The sequence below is a fragment of the Lysobacter sp. CFH 32150 genome (genome assembly GCF_022758295.1).
GTDB lineage: Bacteria > Pseudomonadota > Gammaproteobacteria > Xanthomonadales > Xanthomonadaceae > CFH-32150.
Map to the genome: position 1 here is coordinate 15482 of NZ_JALDWJ010000008.1, position 15501 is coordinate 30982.

Consider the following 15501-nt stretch of genomic DNA (forward strand, 5'->3'; position numbering starts at 1 on the left):
GGGGCCTTGCAGATCAGTCGGTTAGGAAGAGCTCTATCACGTCATTGGTGAAACGTCGGCCGAACTCCGTTGGAACCACGCGCCCGGCCTCGGTCGCGAGCCATCCGCGGGTTTCCGCCTCGGCCAGTTCACCGGCGATCGCGTCCCGTCCCAGCCCGGTCCGGGCCTCGAACGCGTCCAGCGAGAAGCCTTCGTTCAGGCGCAACGCGTTGAGCATGTAGTCGAACGGGCGGCGTGATGCTTCGATCCGCTCGTCGCCGCCGATCGCCGCAGCACTGCCGGCCTTGGCCAGGTAATCAGTCGGATGCTTGACCTTCCAGCGACGCAGGATCGACTGCTCGCTGCCCAACGTGAGCTTGCCGTGCGCACCAGCGCCGATGCCGAGGTAATCGCCGAACCGCCAGTAATTGAGGTTATGTGCGCATTGCCGGCCCGGACGCGCATAGGCCGAGACTTCGTACTGTGCGTAGCCCGCTTCGGCCAGCAGCGCCTGGCAACGCTCCTGGATGTCCCAGCTGGCGTCGAGGTCGGGAATGCCGGTTGGCGGCTTCGCGGCGAACACGGTGTTCGGTTCCAGCGTCAGCTGGTAGTGCGAGATATGCGTAGGTTGCAGCGCGATCGCGCGCTCCACGTCGTACGCGGCCATCGCCAGCGTCTGCTGCGGCAATGCGTACATCAGGTCGAGGTTGAAGTTGTCGAAGCCGGCGTCCTGCGCCAGCTTCACCGCGGCCTCGGCCTCGGCGCTGTCGTGGATACGGCCCAATCGCTGCAGGCAGCCGTCGTCGAAACTCTGGATACCGAAACTGATGCGATTGACGCCCGCGGCGCGATACGCGTCGAAGCGGCCGTGCTCGGCGGTGCCGGGATTGGTTTCCAGCGTGATTTCCAGCCCCGGCGCGAAGCGCAGGCGGCTGCTGGCCTGTTGCAGGAAGGCATCGATCGCCTCCGGCGGAAACAGCGAAGGCGTGCCGCCACCGAAGAACACCGTCTGCACCGTGCGGCCCCATACCAGTGGCAGGTCGAAGTCGAGATCGGCAATGAGCGCTTCGACATAGGCCGCGAACGGCAGTGCGCCGCGACCCTCGTGCGAATTGAAGTCGCAGTACGGGCATTTGCGCACGCACCAAGGGAGGTGGACGTAGAGCGACAGGGGCGGGGTCGTGAGCATCGTCGCTATTGTAGAAGCGGCCGTGGCTGCGACCCTGAACCGGCTGCGGCTGTCGCGGTGCCTACAGAACTTCAGGCAAGCGCGCTTTCAGCGCCGCCAGCGCCCGCCCACGATGGCTGATGAGGTTCTTCACCGCCGGATCGAGCTCCGCGGCGCTGCAGCCGTGTTCGGGGTCGAAGAACACCGGGTCGTAACCAAAACCGCCCTGACCGCGCGGTGCATCGAGGATGCGCCCCGACCAACTGCCTTCGGCGATCAAGGGCTTTGGATCATCGGCGTGGCGCAGCAGCACGATTACTGCGTAGAAATGCGCGGTGCGTTGCGGATCCGGCACATCCTTCAAGGCATCGAGCAGTTTGGTGATGTTGGCGCCGGCATTGCCCTGCGTACCGGCGTAACGCGCCGAGTACAGCCCCGGTGCACCGCCAAGCACGTCGACGCACAGGCCGGAGTCGTCGCCGAGCGCCGGCAACCCGGTTGCACGCGCGGCATGCCGTGCCTTCAGCAGCGCGTTTTCGACGAAGGTGCTGGCGGTTTCGTCGGCATCATCCACGCCGAACTCGGATTGCGCGTGCAGATCGAAGCCGCCACCGGCGAGGAGGTCGCGCAGTTCCACGAGCTTGCCGGCGTTGCTGCTGGCGAGCACCAGTTTCGTGCTTGCCAGCTTCATCGCGCCGCCAATGCCTCGCGCTGCGCGGCCAGCAATTCGGCGATGCCTTTTTCCGCCAGCGCGAGCAGATCGTTCAACTCCTCGCGGCGGAACGCATGGCCCTCGGCCGTGCCCTGCAGCTCGATGAAGCCGCCGCCGTCGTTCATCACCACGTTCATGTCGGTGTCGCAGTTGCTGTCCTCGGCGTAATCGAGGTCGAGCACCGGTACGCCGTTGTAGACGCCGACCGAAACCGCGGCGACGGCGCCGAAGATCGGGTCCTTGCTGATTTCCTTGCGCGCCTGCAGCCAGCGCACCGCATCGACCAGCGCGACGTAGGCGCCGGTGATGGCGGCGGTGCGGGTGCCACCATCGGCCTGCAGCACGTCACAGTCGAGGGTGATGGTGCGTTCGCCCAGCGCGCCGCGATCGACGCAGGCGCGCAGTGCACGGCCGATCAGGCGTTGGATTTCCAGCGTGCGTCCGCCCTGTTTGCCGCGTGCCGCCTCGCGATCGGAACGCGAATGCGTGGCGCGCGGGAGCATGCCGTACTCGGCGGTGACCCAACCCTCACCCTTGCCGCGCAGGAAGCCCGGCACCTTGTTGTCGACGCTGGCAGTGCAGAGCACGCGGGTGTCGCCGAACGCGACCAGCACCGAGCCTTCGGCATGGCGGGTGTAACCGCGGGTGATCGTCACCGTGCGCAGCTGGTCCGGTGTGCGCCCACTGGGACGGGGCATATTGTTCATAGCAGGGTATTCATGCGTGGAAATTCACCGGAGCAGGGCGCGCGAGTTTACCATCGGCACCTTCGTCACCCTGGATCACCGCATGATTCGCAGCATGACCGCCTTCGCCTCCGGCGAGCGCGCCACCGAATGGGGCACGCTCGGTTGCGAGCTGCGCGCGGTCAACCACCGCTTCCTCGAGATCGGCGTACGCCTGCCGGAAGAGCTGCGTGCACTGGAACCGGCCTTGCGCGAACGGGTGTCGTCGCGCATTTCGCGCGGCAAACTCGATCTGACCTTCCGACTGCGCCCCTTGGAAGGCGACGATGCGCTGCAATTGAACCCGCGCGTAGTCGGACAATTGTCGGAACTGGCGCTGGACCTGCAATCGCGCTTCCCGGCCATGCGGATCGAGTTCACCGAATTGCTGCAGTTCCCGGGCGTGCTGCATGCGCAGGCGACCGACCCGGCGGGGTTGCACGCCGAGGCACTCGCGTTGCTGGAGCAGGTCCTGGGCGAGTTCGTCGCCGCGCGCGAGCGCGAAGGCGGCAAGCTGGCCGCGGTGATTTCAGAGCGCGTCGACGGCATCGCCCGCATCGCCGCCGACGTGCGCACGCTGATGCCGGTGATCGGCGCCGGCCAGCGGCAGAAACTGCAGGCGCGCCTGGCCGATCTGCCCACGCCGGCCGATCCGGGCCGGGTCGAGCAGGAGCTGGTGCTGTGGCTGCAGAAGCTCGATGTCGACGAGGAACTCGACCGGCTCGACAGCCATATCGTCGAAATCCGCCGCGTGCTGGTGCAGAAGGAACCGGTCGGCCGCCGCCTCGACTTCCTGCTGCAAGAGTTCAACCGCGAGGCCAACACGCTGGGCTCCAAGTCGGTCGATACCCGCACTTCACAGGCAGCGGTCGAGCTGAAGGTGCTGATCGACCAGGTGCGTGAGCAGATCCAGAACATCGAATAAACCAGAATTTGAATAGCGTGTGCACATCGAGTAACGACGTGGCCGATCCAATCGACATCCACGCCTGCGTGCCCGGCGACGAACAGGCGCTTGCATTGCTGGGGCAGGCGACGTTCCTGGAAACCTTCGCCGGCATCCTCGCTGGCGGCGACATCCTGGCGCACTGCTTGGTGCAGCATGCGCCTGACATCTATCGCCAATGGCTGGTGGATGAGCATTACCGCTTATGGATCGCGAACGTGCGCCAGGCGCCCGTGGGTTATCTGGCACTGACGCCACCGGCGCTGCCAATCGCCGATCCGCGCGACGACGATCTCGAGGTCAAACGGATCTACTTGCTGCACCGTTTCCACGGCGCCGGCATCGGCCGCCGACTAATGGATGCGGCGATCGCGCATGCGCGGCAGCGCGGTTGCCGACGCCTGTTGCTGGGCGTGTACGCAGGTAATCGCGATGCGATCGCGTTCTACGAGCGGATGGGTTATCGCCACGTGGGCGAGCGTCGCTTCCGCGTCGGCGGCAACGAGTACGATGACGTCGTACTCGCACTCGACTTGCAAGGGGCCGCATGAGGGGCACGCTCTACATCGTCGCCGCACCCTCGGGCGCGGGGAAATCAAGCATCGTCAACGCCTGTCTGGCGCGCGATCCGAACATCTGCCTGTCGATCTCGTTCACTTCGCGCGCGCCGCGCCCGGGTGAGCGCCACGCCGAGCACTACCACTTCGTCAGTGCCGACGAATTCCAGCGCATGGTCGCGGCCGGCGACTTCTTCGAGCACGCGCTGGTGCACGGCGACTGGAAGGGCACCGCGCGCCAGTCGGTCGAACCGCAGCTCGCGCAGGGCAAAGACGTACTGCTGGAGATCGACTGGCAGGGTGCGCGACAGGTGCGGGGGCAGGTGCCCGATGCGGTCAGCGTATTCATCCTGCCGCCGTCGCGGCAGGCGCTCGAGCAACGCATGCGCGCGCGTGGGCAGGACAGCGAAGAGGTGATCGGACGCCGGCTGGCCGCCGCGCGCGAGGAAATGTCGCATTACGGCGAGTTCGACTATGTGATCGTCAACGAGCACTTCGACACCGCCGTCGACGAGATGTGCGCGATCTTCACCGCCAGCCGCCTGCGCCGCGACCACCAGGTGGCCCGGCATTCCCGCCTGATCACCGCGCTGCTGGCCGACGATTAGCCTTCGTAGGAGCGGCTTACAGCCGCGAGCTCTTCGTCGCACGGGTAAAGCTCGCGGCTGTAAGCCGCTCCTACCCCCCCCCCGGCCCCGGCCCCCCCCCCCGCCCTCACCCCCGCTCCTACAGGGTAAATGGCTGATTTATAAGGCCGGGCTTGCTTCACGGCCGGCCGGGCGGCTACAATCCGCGCCCCCTCTGTATTGAATCGGACGGCCCAGCGCCGCCGGGAGCCCCATGGCCCGCATTACCGTCGAAGATTGCCTGGAAGTGGTCGACAACCGCTTCGAACTCGTGATGATGGCCGCCAAGCGCGCGCGCCAGCTCGCCAATGGCGTCGAACCCAAGATCGACAACAGCGAGAACGCCGACAAGCCGACCGTGCTTGCCCTGCGCGAAATCGCCGCACGCCAGATCACCCAGGACTACATCGACGCGGTCGACAAGTCCGAGCGCGAGCGCAAGGAGCGCGAAGCCCTCGAATGGGCCGCCGCCGAAGTGGTCGCCGACGACGACATGTCCAAGGGCGACGACTGATCGCGACGCTGCAACAACCAGCTTCCAGAACGGCCCCGCTTCGGCGGGGCCGTTTGTTTTTGGCCCGCGCATTGCACCCCGTAGCCGCGGCCCGTAGATTCCAGTCATGAGTCCCAGCGAACAAGCACAGGCCACGATCCCGTCCGACGAGACGGTGCCGGACTATGTCTGCGCGCTGGAGAAGGCCGCCCACTACCTGCCACCGGACCAGATACGGCAGCTGCGTTATGCCTGGACCGTCGGCGCCGCGGCCCACGTCGGCCAGACCCGTAAATCCGGCGAGCCCTACATCACCCACCCGATGGCGGTGGCGACGGTGCTCGCCGAACAACGGCTCGATGTCGAAACCCTGATCGCGGCGATCCTGCACGACACCATCGAGGACACTCCGCTCACTCGGGCGACGATCGCCAGCGAGTTCGGCGAGACCGTGGCCGAATTGGTCGATGGCGTCACCAAGTTGGACAAACTGCAGTTTCAGGATCGCCAGGAGGCCGCCGCCGAAAGCTTCCGCAAGATGCTGTTGGCGATGGCGCGCGACCTGCGCGTGATCCTGATCAAGCTCGCCGACCGCCTGCACAACATGCGTACGCTCGGCGCGCAGAGCTCGGACGCGCAACGCCGGATCGCCCGCGAAACCTTGGATGTCTACGCGCCCATCGCGCAACGCCTCGGCATGAACCTGATCAAGGCCGAGCTGCAGGATCTCGGCTTCCGCGCGCTGCACCCGTGGCGGCACTCTGTGATCGAAAAGCGCATCCGCACCCAGCCGGTGGTGCGGCGCGAGGCCATGGTCAAGATCGAAGCGCAGTTGGCGCAGCGGCTGACCAAGGAAGGGCTCGCGTATCGCCTGGTCGGGCGGATCAAGTCGCCGTGGAGCATCTACAACAAGATGCGCATCGAGCAGAAAAGCCTCGACCAGGTGATGGATGTATTCGGCTTCCGCGTGGTCGTGCCTTCCGTCCCGGAGTGCTATCACGCGCTCGGCGTCGTGCATGCGGTGTTCAAGCCGCTCGACGGCCGCTTCCGCGATTTCATCGCGATCCCGAAGGCGAACGGCTACCAGTCGCTGCACACGGTGCTGTTCGGTCCGTACGGTTCGCCGATCGAGGTGCAGATCCGCACCGAGGAAATGGACCTGATCGCCGAACGCGGCATCGCCGCGCACTGGTCGTACAAGCATGGTGGGGACCTGCCCAACAGCGCGCAGAACCGCGCGCATGCCTGGATCGCCAACCTGGTCGAATCGCAGCGGGCCACCGGCTCGTCGCTCGAATTCCTCGAGAACGTGAAGGTCGACCTGTTTCCGGACGAGGTCTACCTGTTCACGCCCAAGGGCGCGATCCTGGCATTGCCGCGCAATGCCACGGTGCTCGACTTCGCTTATGCGGTGCATACCGACGTCGGCAACCACGCGGTCTCGGCGCGCGTCGACAAGAAGCTCGTGCCGCTGCGGACCAAGCTGGTCAGCGGCCAGACCGTCGAGATCATCACCGCCAAGTCGTCGTCGCCGAAACCGCAGTGGTTGGAGTTCGTGGTCTCCGGCAAGGCACGCACCGCGATCCGCCACCAGCTCAAGCATCTCGAGCACGAGGACGCGGTGCAGCTCGGCCACCGCATGCTCGACCGCGCGCTCGAGAACCTCGACACCTCGCTCGACCGCTTGCCGCAGGCGCGTCTCGACGCGTACCTTGGCGAGCACCGTTATCCACGCCTCGAAGCGCTGCTGGCCGATATTGCGCTCGGCAACCGCATGCCGAACCAGGTCGCGCAGGTGCTGGCGCGGCAGGTTCCCGACACGCCGGACCTGCTCGATGCCGCGCGTGCGCTGCAGGTCGAGGACAAGATCCTGATCACCGGCAGCGAACGCGGCGTGATCAGTTTCGCCAACTGCTGCCTGCCGATCCCGGGCGACGAGATCATGGGCTACCACACCGCTGGCCGCGGCATCGTCGTGCACCGCCTGGATTGCCCCAATGTCGCCGAGTACCGCAAATCGCCGGAGCGCTGGGTGCCGATCGGCTGGGATCGCGAAGTGCACGGCGATTACCGCACCGGGTTGCGCATCGACACCGAGAACAAACCGGGCACGCTGGCCCAGGTCGCGGCCGCGGTGGCAGCGAGCAATTCCAACATCGACTCGGTGGAATACGTCGACCGCGACGTGCACTTGTCGACTATGCGTTTCATCATCGAAGTGCGCCACCGCAAGCATCTGGCCGAGGTGATCCGGCGCGTGCGGCGGCTGGCGGTGGTGCACGGGGTCCAGCGCTTGTGACCAATCGCTGTGCAACGCTCCGTTAAACTGCATCGTCACTCTCCCGGAGTCACCCCATGTCCCGCCATATCATCCACACCGACCAGGCGCCTGCTGCCATCGGCCCGTACTCGCAGGGCGTTCGCGTCGGCAACACCGTCTGGTTTTCCGGCCAGATTCCGCTCGATCCCGCTACGGGGCTGCTGGTCGAGGGCGATATCTCCGCGCAGGCGCGTCGTGCCATCGACAACCTCAAGGCCGTGTGCGAAGCCGCGGGCGGTTCGCTCGACCGCATCGTCAAGCTCAGCCTGTTCCTGACCGATCTCGGCGATTTTGCCGCCGTTAACGCGGTGATGGGCGAATATTTCCAGGCTCCGTTCCCGGCGCGTTCGACGGTCCAGGTCGCGGGATTGCCGCGCGGCTCGGCGTTCGAGATCGAAGCGGTGATGGTGCTCGACTGAGCCTCGCTGCAGCACCGAGAGATCCTATGGACATCGCCAGCACCACGCCCGTCAGTGAACTTGCCCCCACGCTGCAGATGTTGCGCGATGCTTGGTTCGCCAAGCGCCCGGATTACGCACAACGTCGCGCCGACCTGCAACGCCTGCGGGATGCGCTGAAGGCGCGACTGGATGAGATGGTCGCCGCAGTCAGCGCCGACTTCGGCCATCGCTCGCGCCACGAGAGTTTGCTGGGCGAGGGCATGACGGTGTTCGCCGAGATCGACCACATGCTCAAGCACCTGCGCCGTTGGATGCGGCCGCAGCGGCGTTCGCCCGGTTGGCGCCTGTGGCCGGCGAAGGCCGAGGTGCGCTATGTGCCGCTCGGCGTGGTCGGTGTGATCGCGCCATGGAATTACCCGGTGAACCTGGCCTTGGTGCCGCTGGCCACTGCGATCGCCGCCGGTAACCACGTTTACCTGAAACCGTCGGAGCACACGCCGCGCACCAGTGAGTTCCTGCGTTCGTTGCTTGCCGACGTGTTCCCGGCTGACCGTGTCGCAGTGGCCATCGGCGGTGCCGAGGTGGGTGGCGCGTTTGCGGCGTTGCCGTTCGACCACCTCCTGTTCACGGGTTCCACTGCGGTAGGCCGCAAGGTGATGGCCGCTGCGGCGCAGAACCTGACGCCGGTGACGCTGGAGCTGGGTGGAAAATCGCCGGCGGTGATCGGCGTTGATGTCGCGCTTTCGCAAGTGATCGGGCGCCTCACCACCGGCAAGTTCTACAACGCCGGCCAGACCTGCATCGCACCCGACTACGTGCTGGTGCCGCATTCGCGCCGCGATGAGTTGGTGCAGGCCTTGCGCGATGAAATTGCGCAGCGTTACCCGCAGCTCGATGGCAGCACCGACTACACCCGCGTCATCAACGAAGGCCAATACCGCCGCCTGCGTGGCTATCTCGACGATGCGCGCGCGCTCGGGCTCGAAGTGATCGAACTGGCGCCTGTCAGGGACGCCGCGCGCGCCGAAGCCGAACGGTTGCTGCCGCCGACGCTGGTGCTCGAGCCAGGCGACGATGCCGCGATCATGCGCGACGAGATCTTCGGCCCGATCCTGCCGATCAAGAGCTATCGCACGCCGGACGAAGCCATCGCCTACATCAATGCCCACGACCGGCCGCTGGCGCTGTACGTCTTCAGCAAGGACAAGGGCGAAACCGACAAGCTGCTGTCGAACGTGGTCGCCGGTGGGGTCTGCGTCAACGAAACATTGCTCCACTACGCCTGCAGCGACCTGCCGTTCGGCGGTGTCGGCGCCAGCGGCATGGGCCACTACCACGGGCACGAAGGCTTCCTCACTTTCAGCAAGGCGATGCCGGTGCTGCGCCAGCGAGGCATGCCACTGAGCGACAAGCTCAAGCCGCCGTACACGGGCCTGGCCGATGCGGTGGTGAAGCTGCTGGTGCGATAAATCCGCGTCGAAAAGCTGGCGCCGGGGTTTTTGTTTGCGCGCAATCCCGGCATGCTTAGGGCCTGCTAACACATATGGAATGGGTCGCGTTGCTTCTCAATGGCCGCCAGGTGGTGTTGCGCCGCGCAGCGCCTTGCTGCCTGCAAGGTCAAGCGGCGCGGCGCCGCATGGCGGCCATTGAGAAGCAACCCGAAGGGCCAGGCCTGAGGCCGCGCGATGCCGCGTCATCGCTCGGTTGCGTATCGACATACGCGCCCTCGCTCTTCCTTGCCTCGCACGCCCTCAGGCCCGGCGCGACCCATTCCATATGTGTTAGCAGGCCCTAGTCGATGGCGCGCAAGGACGGCAGGGCCGTCGACCTCAACACCCAATCGCTCAGCAGCCTGCCAGGCGTCGGTCCGCGCGTGGCGGAAAAGCTTGCCGCGCGCGGCCTGCTGACGCTGCAGGACTTGTGGCTGCAACTGCCACGGCAGTACGAGGACCGCACCGCACTTACGCCGATCCGAGCGCTGCAGCCGGGCGTTGCAGCGCAGGTGGAAGGCACGGTGGAAGCGGTCGAACGCGGGTTCCGTTACCGGCCGTCCCTCAAAGTGGCGATCGGCGACGGTTCGCACGCGACCCTGGTGCTGCGTTTCTTCCATTTCCGCGCCGCGCAGGTCGCACAGTTCTCGCCAGGTGCGCGGGTGCGCTGCTATGGAACGCCGCGTGCGGGCGGGCATGGGCTGGAAATCGTGCATCCGAGTTACCGCGTCATCGAACACGAGAGCGCGCTCGGCGAACAACTCGATCCGGTGTATCCGGCAATCGAAGGCATCGGCCCGGCGTCACTGCGGCGGCTGATCGGGCTCGCACTCGACAAGTTGCCGGACGACGAGGCGCTGGAACTGTTGCCACGCGCCATGCGTGACAGCCTGCGCTTGCCATCGCTGCGCGAAGCCCTGCTGACCGTGCATCGGCCGCCGCGCGATGCCGACGTCGCCGCGCTGCTCGCCGGCACGCATCCGGCGCAGCGTCGGCTGGTACTGGAAGAGTTGCTCGCGCACCACCTCAGCCTGCGTCGCCAGCGCATCGCCTTGCAGCAGCATCGCGCGCCGGCACTGGCGGGGAAGGGCAGGTTGGCGGAACGCTTGCGCGACGCACTGCCCTTCGCACTGACCCAGGCCCAGCATCGCGTGTTCGAACAGATCCGCCACGATCTCGCGCAGCCCCATCCGATGCTGCGCCTGGTGCAGGGCGATGTCGGCAGCGGCAAGACCGTGGTTGCGGCGATGGCCGCGATGCTCGCGGTCGAAGCCGGCAAGCAGGCCGCGCTGATGGCGCCGACAGAGCTGCTCGCGGAACAGCATCTCAACAACCTGCGTGGCTGGCTGGAACCACTCGGCGTGCGCGTGGCGTGGCTGGCGGGCAAGGTCACCGGCAAGGCGCGCGCAGCCGTGCTGGCCGAAGTTGCATCCGGCGACGCGCAGATGGTGGTCGGCACGCACGCGCTGATGCAGGAAGGTGTTGCCTTCAATGACCTCGCGCTGGCCATCGTCGACGAACAGCACCGCTTCGGCGTACACCAGCGTCTCGCCTTGCGGGACAAGGGAGCGGGTGGCCGCGTCGGCGTCGATGCCGTCGTACCGCACCAGCTGGTGATGACGGCGACGCCGATCCCGCGCACGCTGGCGATGGCCGCCTACGCCGATCTCGATGTCTCCGCGATCGACGAACTGCCGCCGGGGCGCACCCCGGTACAGACGGTCGCCCTCAGCGCCGAACGCCGGCCGGAGTTGATCGAACGTATCCGCGGCGCCTGCGCTGAAGGTCGGCAGGCGTACTGGGTGTGCACGTTGATCGACGACAGCGACGAAGTCGTCGCGCAGGCCGCGCAGAGCACGTTCGAGGCCTTGTCCGCGGCCCTGCCGGAACTGCGCGTCGGCCTCGTCCACGGCCGCATGAAGGCCATCGAGAAACAGGCGACGATGCGCGCGTTCAAGGACGGCACGCTGGATTTGCTGGTGGCGACCACGGTGATCGAGGTCGGCGTCGATGTCGCGAATGCGTCGCTGATGATCATCGAGAACGCCGAACGCCTCGGTCTGGCACAGTTGCACCAACTGCGGGGACGGGTCGGTCGTGGCAGCGCAGCCTCGAGTTGCGTGCTGCTGTACCAGTCGCCGTTGTCGCTGCTGGCGAAGCAGCGATTGGAAACCATGCGCCAGACCCACGATGGTTTCGTCATCGCCGAAAAGGACCTCGAACTGCGCGGCCCCGGTGAATTGCTCGGTACCCGCCAGACTGGTCTCGCCACGTTCCGTGTCGCCGATCTCGCGCGCGATGCCGGCTTGCTGCCGCAAGTCCGCGAGCTCGCTGACCAGCTGCTGGCCGAATCCCCCGACATCGCCGACCGCATCGTCCAGCGCTGGGTCGGCGGAGCCGCGCGTTATGCCAGCGCATAATTGAAACCATGACCAGCAAAATCCCATTACTGATTGATACCGACCCCGGCGTCGACGATGCGCTCGCGCTGCTGATGGCATTCAACGATCCGCACCACGAAGTCGTCGGCCTGACCATCGCCGCCGGCAATGTCGGCCTTGAGCACACCGTGCGCAATGCGCTGAAGTTGTGCGAAGTCACCGGTAGCGATGCGCCAGTGTTCGCCGGTTGCGCAACGCCGCTGCTGCATCCGGCGCTTGATGCAGGTTTCGTGCATGGCCGCGATGGTTTCGGTGACGTCGGTTACGAACCCGCCGCACGCAGGGCCGAAACCGAGCATGCCGCGCTCGCGATCCTGCGTCTCTCGCACGTGCACGCCGGCAGGTTGCTACTGGTCGCGCTCGGACCGCTGACCAACCTCGCGCTGGCACTCAAGCTAGATCCGGCCTTGCCGCAGCGCATCGCCCGCTGCGTGGTGATGGGCGGCGCCGTCACCGGCCACGGCAACATGACCGCCGCGGCCGAGTTCAATATTTATTTCGATCCCGAGGCAGCGCATGTCGTGTTCGATGCGTTCACGCCGGATAAGGGCGGCAAGATCGAACTGGTCGATTGGGAAGCGGTGATGCGGCATGGCTTTCGCCACGATGTCTTCGAGAGGTGGCTGGAGTCGGGTGGGGAACGAGCGCGGTTCTACGATGTGATCTCGCGGAAGACCCGGCAATGGGCCGGGGAGCGCCGTGGCGAGAACTGGCATTCGGCCGATGCGCTAGCGATGGCGCATGCGCTGGAGCCCGGGAGCACGCAGGAGACCGTCGAGCGGCCGCTGGCCATCGAGCTGGCCGGCAGCCACAGCCGCGGCGCCACCGTGGTCGATTGGCGGCGCGAGGGTGGGCGGCCGGACAACGCCACGATCCTGGTGCACTACGACCAGGCACGCTTCGAGGCCTTGCTCCAGGCCGCTTTGGCGGCCGGCTGAACACCCCGCCAGCCGCTTGGGTTGCGCCGAGGTCCGGGGACTGGCTAAAATGCCGCTCTTTCCCTGCACAGACCCGGTGGCAGCCATCATGAAGGCCGGCATCCATCCCGAATACCGCGACGTCGTGTTCCAAGACGTGACGTCCGAATTCAAGATCCTCACCCGCTCCACCCTCTCCAGCAAGGAGACGGTGAAGTGGACCGACGGCAATGAATATCCGTTGATCAAGGTCGAAATTTCCTCGGCCTCGCACCCGTTCTACACGGGTCAGAACAAGATCATGGATACCAGCGGCCGCGTCGACAAGTTCCGCAAGCGTTACGCGCAGAAGTGACGGTTTGACCGTGCCCGCATAGCGGGTGCGTTCTCCAGGTCCAACGCTTCAAGCATTCCAAGACAACGGCCGCCGCAAGGTGGCCGTTGTCTTTTGTCGCGACGATTTCGAAGCGGCAATTTTGGAGCAGTAGCTCTAGCCGGAACGAGCATTGATCGTGGCCGCATCACCATGCGGCTGCGAATCCGTATGCGATAATTTTGCGACGCGGCGCGCCCGCGGTTCCCTGTCATCCCTTCGGCCGCGGCCCTCCCTGCGGCATGCCGACATGAGGAGTGTTTCGTGTCCGATAACAAGTCTCGCCTCGATCAGGTCACGCTGACCGCCGGCGACAAGACCGTCACCCTGCCGGTGCACCAGCCGACCCTTGGCGCTCCGTGCATCGATATCGGCAAGCTGCCGAAGGAAACTGGCTGCTTCACCTACGACAACGGTTTCACCGCGACTGCCAGCTGCCGTTCGGCCATCACCTACATCGATGGCGACGCCGGTGTGTTGTTGTATCGCGGTTATCCGATCGAGCAGTTGGCGGAGAAGTCGAGCTTCCTCGAAGTCGCCTACCTGCTGATGAATGGCGAGTTGCCGACGGCTGGTGAATTCAGCAAGTTCGAGCACGAAGTCACGCATCACACGATGATGCATGAGGCCTTCCGCACCTTCCTGTACGGCTTCCGCCACGATGCGCACCCGATGGCGATGCTCGTCGGCATGCTCGGCTCGATGGCGAGCTTCTATCACAACGACCTGGATCTCGAAGACCCGGAACAGCGTCGTCTCTCGGCGATCCGCCTGCTCGCCAAGGTGCCGACGATCGCCGCGGCCTGCCACCGCTATTCGATCGGCTGGCCGATGCGCTACCCGAAGAACAGCCTCGAGTACACCACGCGCTTCCTGCACATGATGAAGGAAGTGCCGAGCGAACCGTTGGAGTTGAACCCGGTCGCCGCCAAGGCGATGGACCTGCTCTTCATTCTGCACGCCGACCACGAGCAGAACGCGTCGACTTCGACCGTGCGCTTGGTCGGTTCCACCGGCGCCAATCCTTACGTGAGCGTCGCTGCCGGCGTCGCCGCGCTCTGGGGACCGGCGCATGGCGGTGCCAACGAAGCCGTGCTGAAGATGCTTGCCGAGATCGGCCGCCCGGAGAACGTGCAGTCGGCGGTCGACAAGGCCAAGGACAAGGAATCGGGCTTCCGCCTGATGGGTTTCGGCCATCGCGTCTACAAGAACTTCGATCCGCGCGCCAAGATCATCCGTGAGATGTGCCACAAGGTGCTCAACGACCTCGGCGTCAACGATCCGCTGCTGGACGTGGCGATGAAGCTGGAAGAAGCGGCGCTGAAGGACGATTACTTCGTGCAGCGCAAGCTCTATCCAAACGTGGATTTCTACTCCGGCATCATCTACAAGGCGCTCGGCATCCCGGTCGAAATGTTCACGGTGATGTTCGCCATCGCCCGCACCGCTGGCTGGGTCGCGCATTGGCTGGAGCAGCAGAACGATCCTGAGAACAAGATCGGTCGCCCGCGGCAGATCTACACAGGTGCGGCGACTCGCGACTATGTCGGCATCGACAGGCGCTGATCGGGTGCAACGAGGCCAGCAAAAAAAAAGCCCCGCGACGCGGGGCTTTTTGTTGGCATGGCTACAAAGGGATGGTGCCGTTTTCGTAACCGGCGATTTCTTCGTCAGCAAGCAGTTGCCGCAGTTGCGCTGCGGATGCGCGGCGCATCGGCTTCTCGTCGATCCCCGACAACGGAGCCTGGCGCAACGCGTCATGCGGCAAGACGGTGAGGTCGAAGGTCAGGTCTTCGGCACTGAACAACCAAACCGGGAATTCGCCCATCCGTTCGCGGTCCAGCCGCACGCGGCGCGAGCGCGATTCGGCGGGAATGCCATGCTGCTCTAGATGCCGTGCTACAGCATCGGGGTCATCGCTGTAGAGATGCAACGCCACCGGGGTATGTTCATCTGCAGTGCCTTCCAGTACCGGCCCGACCAGGCGCGAATCGAACGTTGCAAAGAAATCCAGCGCGCGCAGTGCGGCTTCGCGGCGCTGATGCAGCCCGCTGGCCTGTGCCTCGCCCCGGAACAGGCGTTGGTATTGGCGTAACGCGTCCTCGATCTCGCGATTGCGCGGCAAAGAGGCATCGTCATGGATGCCGAGCCGTTCGGCGGCCTTCAGCTTGGCGAGGTGGTAGTCGCGAATGCCGCCTTCGGCCATCAGCCGCGCGGCCTCGTGGGCGAGGCGGTGGCGGCGTTCGCGGGTACGGGTTTCGGCGTGCTGACGGGCGCGGTGCATGTGGCGTCCTCCCGGTCGAAACCTGAGCCGACTCTACCGCAAGTTGCCGTCACGGGCGCGTGGCCGGCG

15 protein-coding genes are annotated in these 15501 nt (G+C 65.6%); 11 read left to right on the plus strand and 4 right to left on the minus strand.

Annotation, left to right across the window (positions count from 1 at the left end; all coding sequences use genetic code 11):
• Positions 1 to 13: 13 nt before the first annotated feature.
• The 3 genes from hemW to rph all read right to left on the minus strand — a co-directional run bounded on the left by hemW (position 14) and on the right by rph (position 2557).
• On the minus strand, positions 14 to 1168 hold the full coding sequence (gene hemW, locus MO486_RS11600) for a radical SAM family heme chaperone HemW (RefSeq protein WP_242907790.1): 1155 nt from the start codon (positions 1166 to 1168) through the stop codon (positions 14 to 16).
• A gap of 61 nt (positions 1169 to 1229) precedes the next feature.
• The gene (rdgB, locus tag MO486_RS11605) at positions 1230 to 1838 is read right to left on the minus strand and encodes an RdgB/HAM1 family non-canonical purine NTP pyrophosphatase (protein ID WP_242907792.1); all 609 of its coding nucleotides are present in this window, start codon (positions 1836 to 1838) and stop codon (positions 1230 to 1232) included.
• Entirely contained in the window at positions 1835 to 2557 is a 723-nt protein-coding gene (gene rph, locus MO486_RS11610) for a ribonuclease PH (protein ID WP_242908318.1), read from the minus strand. The genes rdgB and rph overlap by 4 nt, the downstream gene beginning before the upstream one ends.
• A 91-nt stretch (positions 2558 to 2648) precedes the next feature.
• Here rph and MO486_RS11615 point away from each other — a divergent pair, with 91 nt between their 5' ends.
• The 11 genes from MO486_RS11615 to MO486_RS11665 all read left to right on the plus strand — a co-directional run bounded on the left by MO486_RS11615 (position 2649) and on the right by MO486_RS11665 (position 14714).
• Positions 2649 to 3509, plus strand: coding sequence for a YicC/YloC family endoribonuclease (locus tag MO486_RS11615; protein WP_242907794.1), 861 nt, complete (start codon positions 2649 to 2651; stop codon positions 3507 to 3509).
• A 38-nt stretch (positions 3510 to 3547) separates the two neighbouring features.
• On the plus strand, positions 3548 to 4081 hold the full coding sequence (locus MO486_RS11620) for a GNAT family N-acetyltransferase (RefSeq protein ID WP_242907796.1): 534 nt from the start codon (positions 3548 to 3550) through the stop codon (positions 4079 to 4081).
• Positions 4078 to 4695, plus strand: coding sequence for a guanylate kinase (gmk, locus tag MO486_RS11625; RefSeq protein ID WP_242907798.1), 618 nt, complete (start codon positions 4078 to 4080; stop codon positions 4693 to 4695). Before MO486_RS11620 ends, gmk begins: the two co-directional genes overlap by 4 nt.
• 232 nt (positions 4696 to 4927) lie before the next feature.
• The gene (rpoZ, locus tag MO486_RS11630; RefSeq protein WP_242907800.1) at positions 4928 to 5227 is read left to right on the plus strand and encodes a DNA-directed RNA polymerase subunit omega; all 300 of its coding nucleotides are present in this window, start codon (positions 4928 to 4930) and stop codon (positions 5225 to 5227) included.
• Positions 5228 to 5333: 106 nt separating this feature from the next.
• On the plus strand, positions 5334 to 7505 hold the full coding sequence (locus MO486_RS11635; RefSeq protein WP_242907802.1) for a bifunctional (p)ppGpp synthetase/guanosine-3',5'-bis(diphosphate) 3'-pyrophosphohydrolase: 2172 nt from the start codon (positions 5334 to 5336) through the stop codon (positions 7503 to 7505).
• Positions 7506 to 7561: 56 nt separating this feature from the next.
• Positions 7562 to 7945 (plus strand): RidA family protein, encoded by a 384-nt coding sequence (locus MO486_RS11640; RefSeq protein WP_242907803.1) that lies wholly within the window; start codon positions 7562 to 7564, stop codon positions 7943 to 7945.
• 26 nt (positions 7946 to 7971) lie between these two features.
• Positions 7972 to 9396 carry a coniferyl aldehyde dehydrogenase gene (locus MO486_RS11645; RefSeq protein WP_242907805.1) on the plus strand — a complete coding sequence of 475 codons (1425 nt, stop codon included), beginning with the start codon at positions 7972 to 7974 and terminating at the stop codon, positions 9394 to 9396.
• 329 nt (positions 9397 to 9725) lie between these two features.
• A complete protein-coding gene (gene recG, locus MO486_RS11650; RefSeq protein ID WP_242907807.1) occupies positions 9726 to 11837 on the plus strand; it encodes an ATP-dependent DNA helicase RecG in 2112 nt (703 codons plus the stop codon).
• An 8-nt stretch (positions 11838 to 11845) separates the two neighbouring features.
• On the plus strand, positions 11846 to 12796 hold the full coding sequence (locus MO486_RS11655; protein ID WP_242907809.1) for a nucleoside hydrolase: 951 nt from the start codon (positions 11846 to 11848) through the stop codon (positions 12794 to 12796).
• An 88-nt stretch (positions 12797 to 12884) separates the two neighbouring features.
• A complete protein-coding gene (locus tag MO486_RS11660; RefSeq protein ID WP_242908320.1) occupies positions 12885 to 13130 on the plus strand; it encodes a type B 50S ribosomal protein L31 in 246 nt (81 codons plus the stop codon).
• A gap of 282 nt (positions 13131 to 13412) precedes the next feature.
• The gene (locus MO486_RS11665; protein WP_242907811.1) at positions 13413 to 14714 is read left to right on the plus strand and encodes a citrate synthase; all 1302 of its coding nucleotides are present in this window, start codon (positions 13413 to 13415) and stop codon (positions 14712 to 14714) included.
• Between the two features lie 61 nt (positions 14715 to 14775).
• On the opposite strand, the gene MO486_RS11670 is transcribed toward MO486_RS11665, so the two are convergent.
• Entirely contained in the window at positions 14776 to 15432 is a 657-nt protein-coding gene (locus MO486_RS11670; protein ID WP_242907814.1) for a hypothetical protein, read from the minus strand.
• Positions 15433 to 15501 lie beyond the last annotated feature (69 nt).

What these genes read in the sequence shown, in the direction of transcription:
- hemW (WP_242907790.1), bottom strand. Translation starts at nt 1,168, where the DNA reads ATGCTCACGACCCCGCCCCTGTCGCTCTACGTCCACCTCCCTTGGTGC.
- rdgB (WP_242907792.1), bottom strand. Translation starts at nt 1,838, where the DNA reads ATGAAGCTGGCAAGCACGAAACTGGTGCTCGCCAGCAGCAACGCCGGC.
- rph (WP_242908318.1), bottom strand. Translation starts at nt 2,557, where the DNA reads ATGCCCCGTCCCAGTGGGCGCACACCGGACCAGCTGCGCACGGTGACG.
- MO486_RS11615 (WP_242907794.1), top strand. Translation starts at nt 2,649, where the DNA reads ATGATTCGCAGCATGACCGCCTTCGCCTCCGGCGAGCGCGCCACCGAA.
- gmk (WP_242907798.1), top strand. Translation starts at nt 4,078, where the DNA reads ATGAGGGGCACGCTCTACATCGTCGCCGCACCCTCGGGCGCGGGGAAA.
- rpoZ (WP_242907800.1), top strand. Translation starts at nt 4,928, where the DNA reads ATGGCCCGCATTACCGTCGAAGATTGCCTGGAAGTGGTCGACAACCGC.
- MO486_RS11635 (WP_242907802.1), top strand. Translation starts at nt 5,334, where the DNA reads ATGAGTCCCAGCGAACAAGCACAGGCCACGATCCCGTCCGACGAGACG.
- MO486_RS11640 (WP_242907803.1), top strand. Translation starts at nt 7,562, where the DNA reads ATGTCCCGCCATATCATCCACACCGACCAGGCGCCTGCTGCCATCGGC.
- MO486_RS11645 (WP_242907805.1), top strand. Translation starts at nt 7,972, where the DNA reads ATGGACATCGCCAGCACCACGCCCGTCAGTGAACTTGCCCCCACGCTG.
- recG (WP_242907807.1), top strand. Translation starts at nt 9,726, where the DNA reads ATGGCGCGCAAGGACGGCAGGGCCGTCGACCTCAACACCCAATCGCTC.
- MO486_RS11655 (WP_242907809.1), top strand. Translation starts at nt 11,846, where the DNA reads ATGACCAGCAAAATCCCATTACTGATTGATACCGACCCCGGCGTCGAC.
- MO486_RS11660 (WP_242908320.1), top strand. Translation starts at nt 12,885, where the DNA reads ATGAAGGCCGGCATCCATCCCGAATACCGCGACGTCGTGTTCCAAGAC.
- MO486_RS11670 (WP_242907814.1), bottom strand. Translation starts at nt 15,432, where the DNA reads ATGCACCGCGCCCGTCAGCACGCCGAAACCCGTACCCGCGAACGCCGC.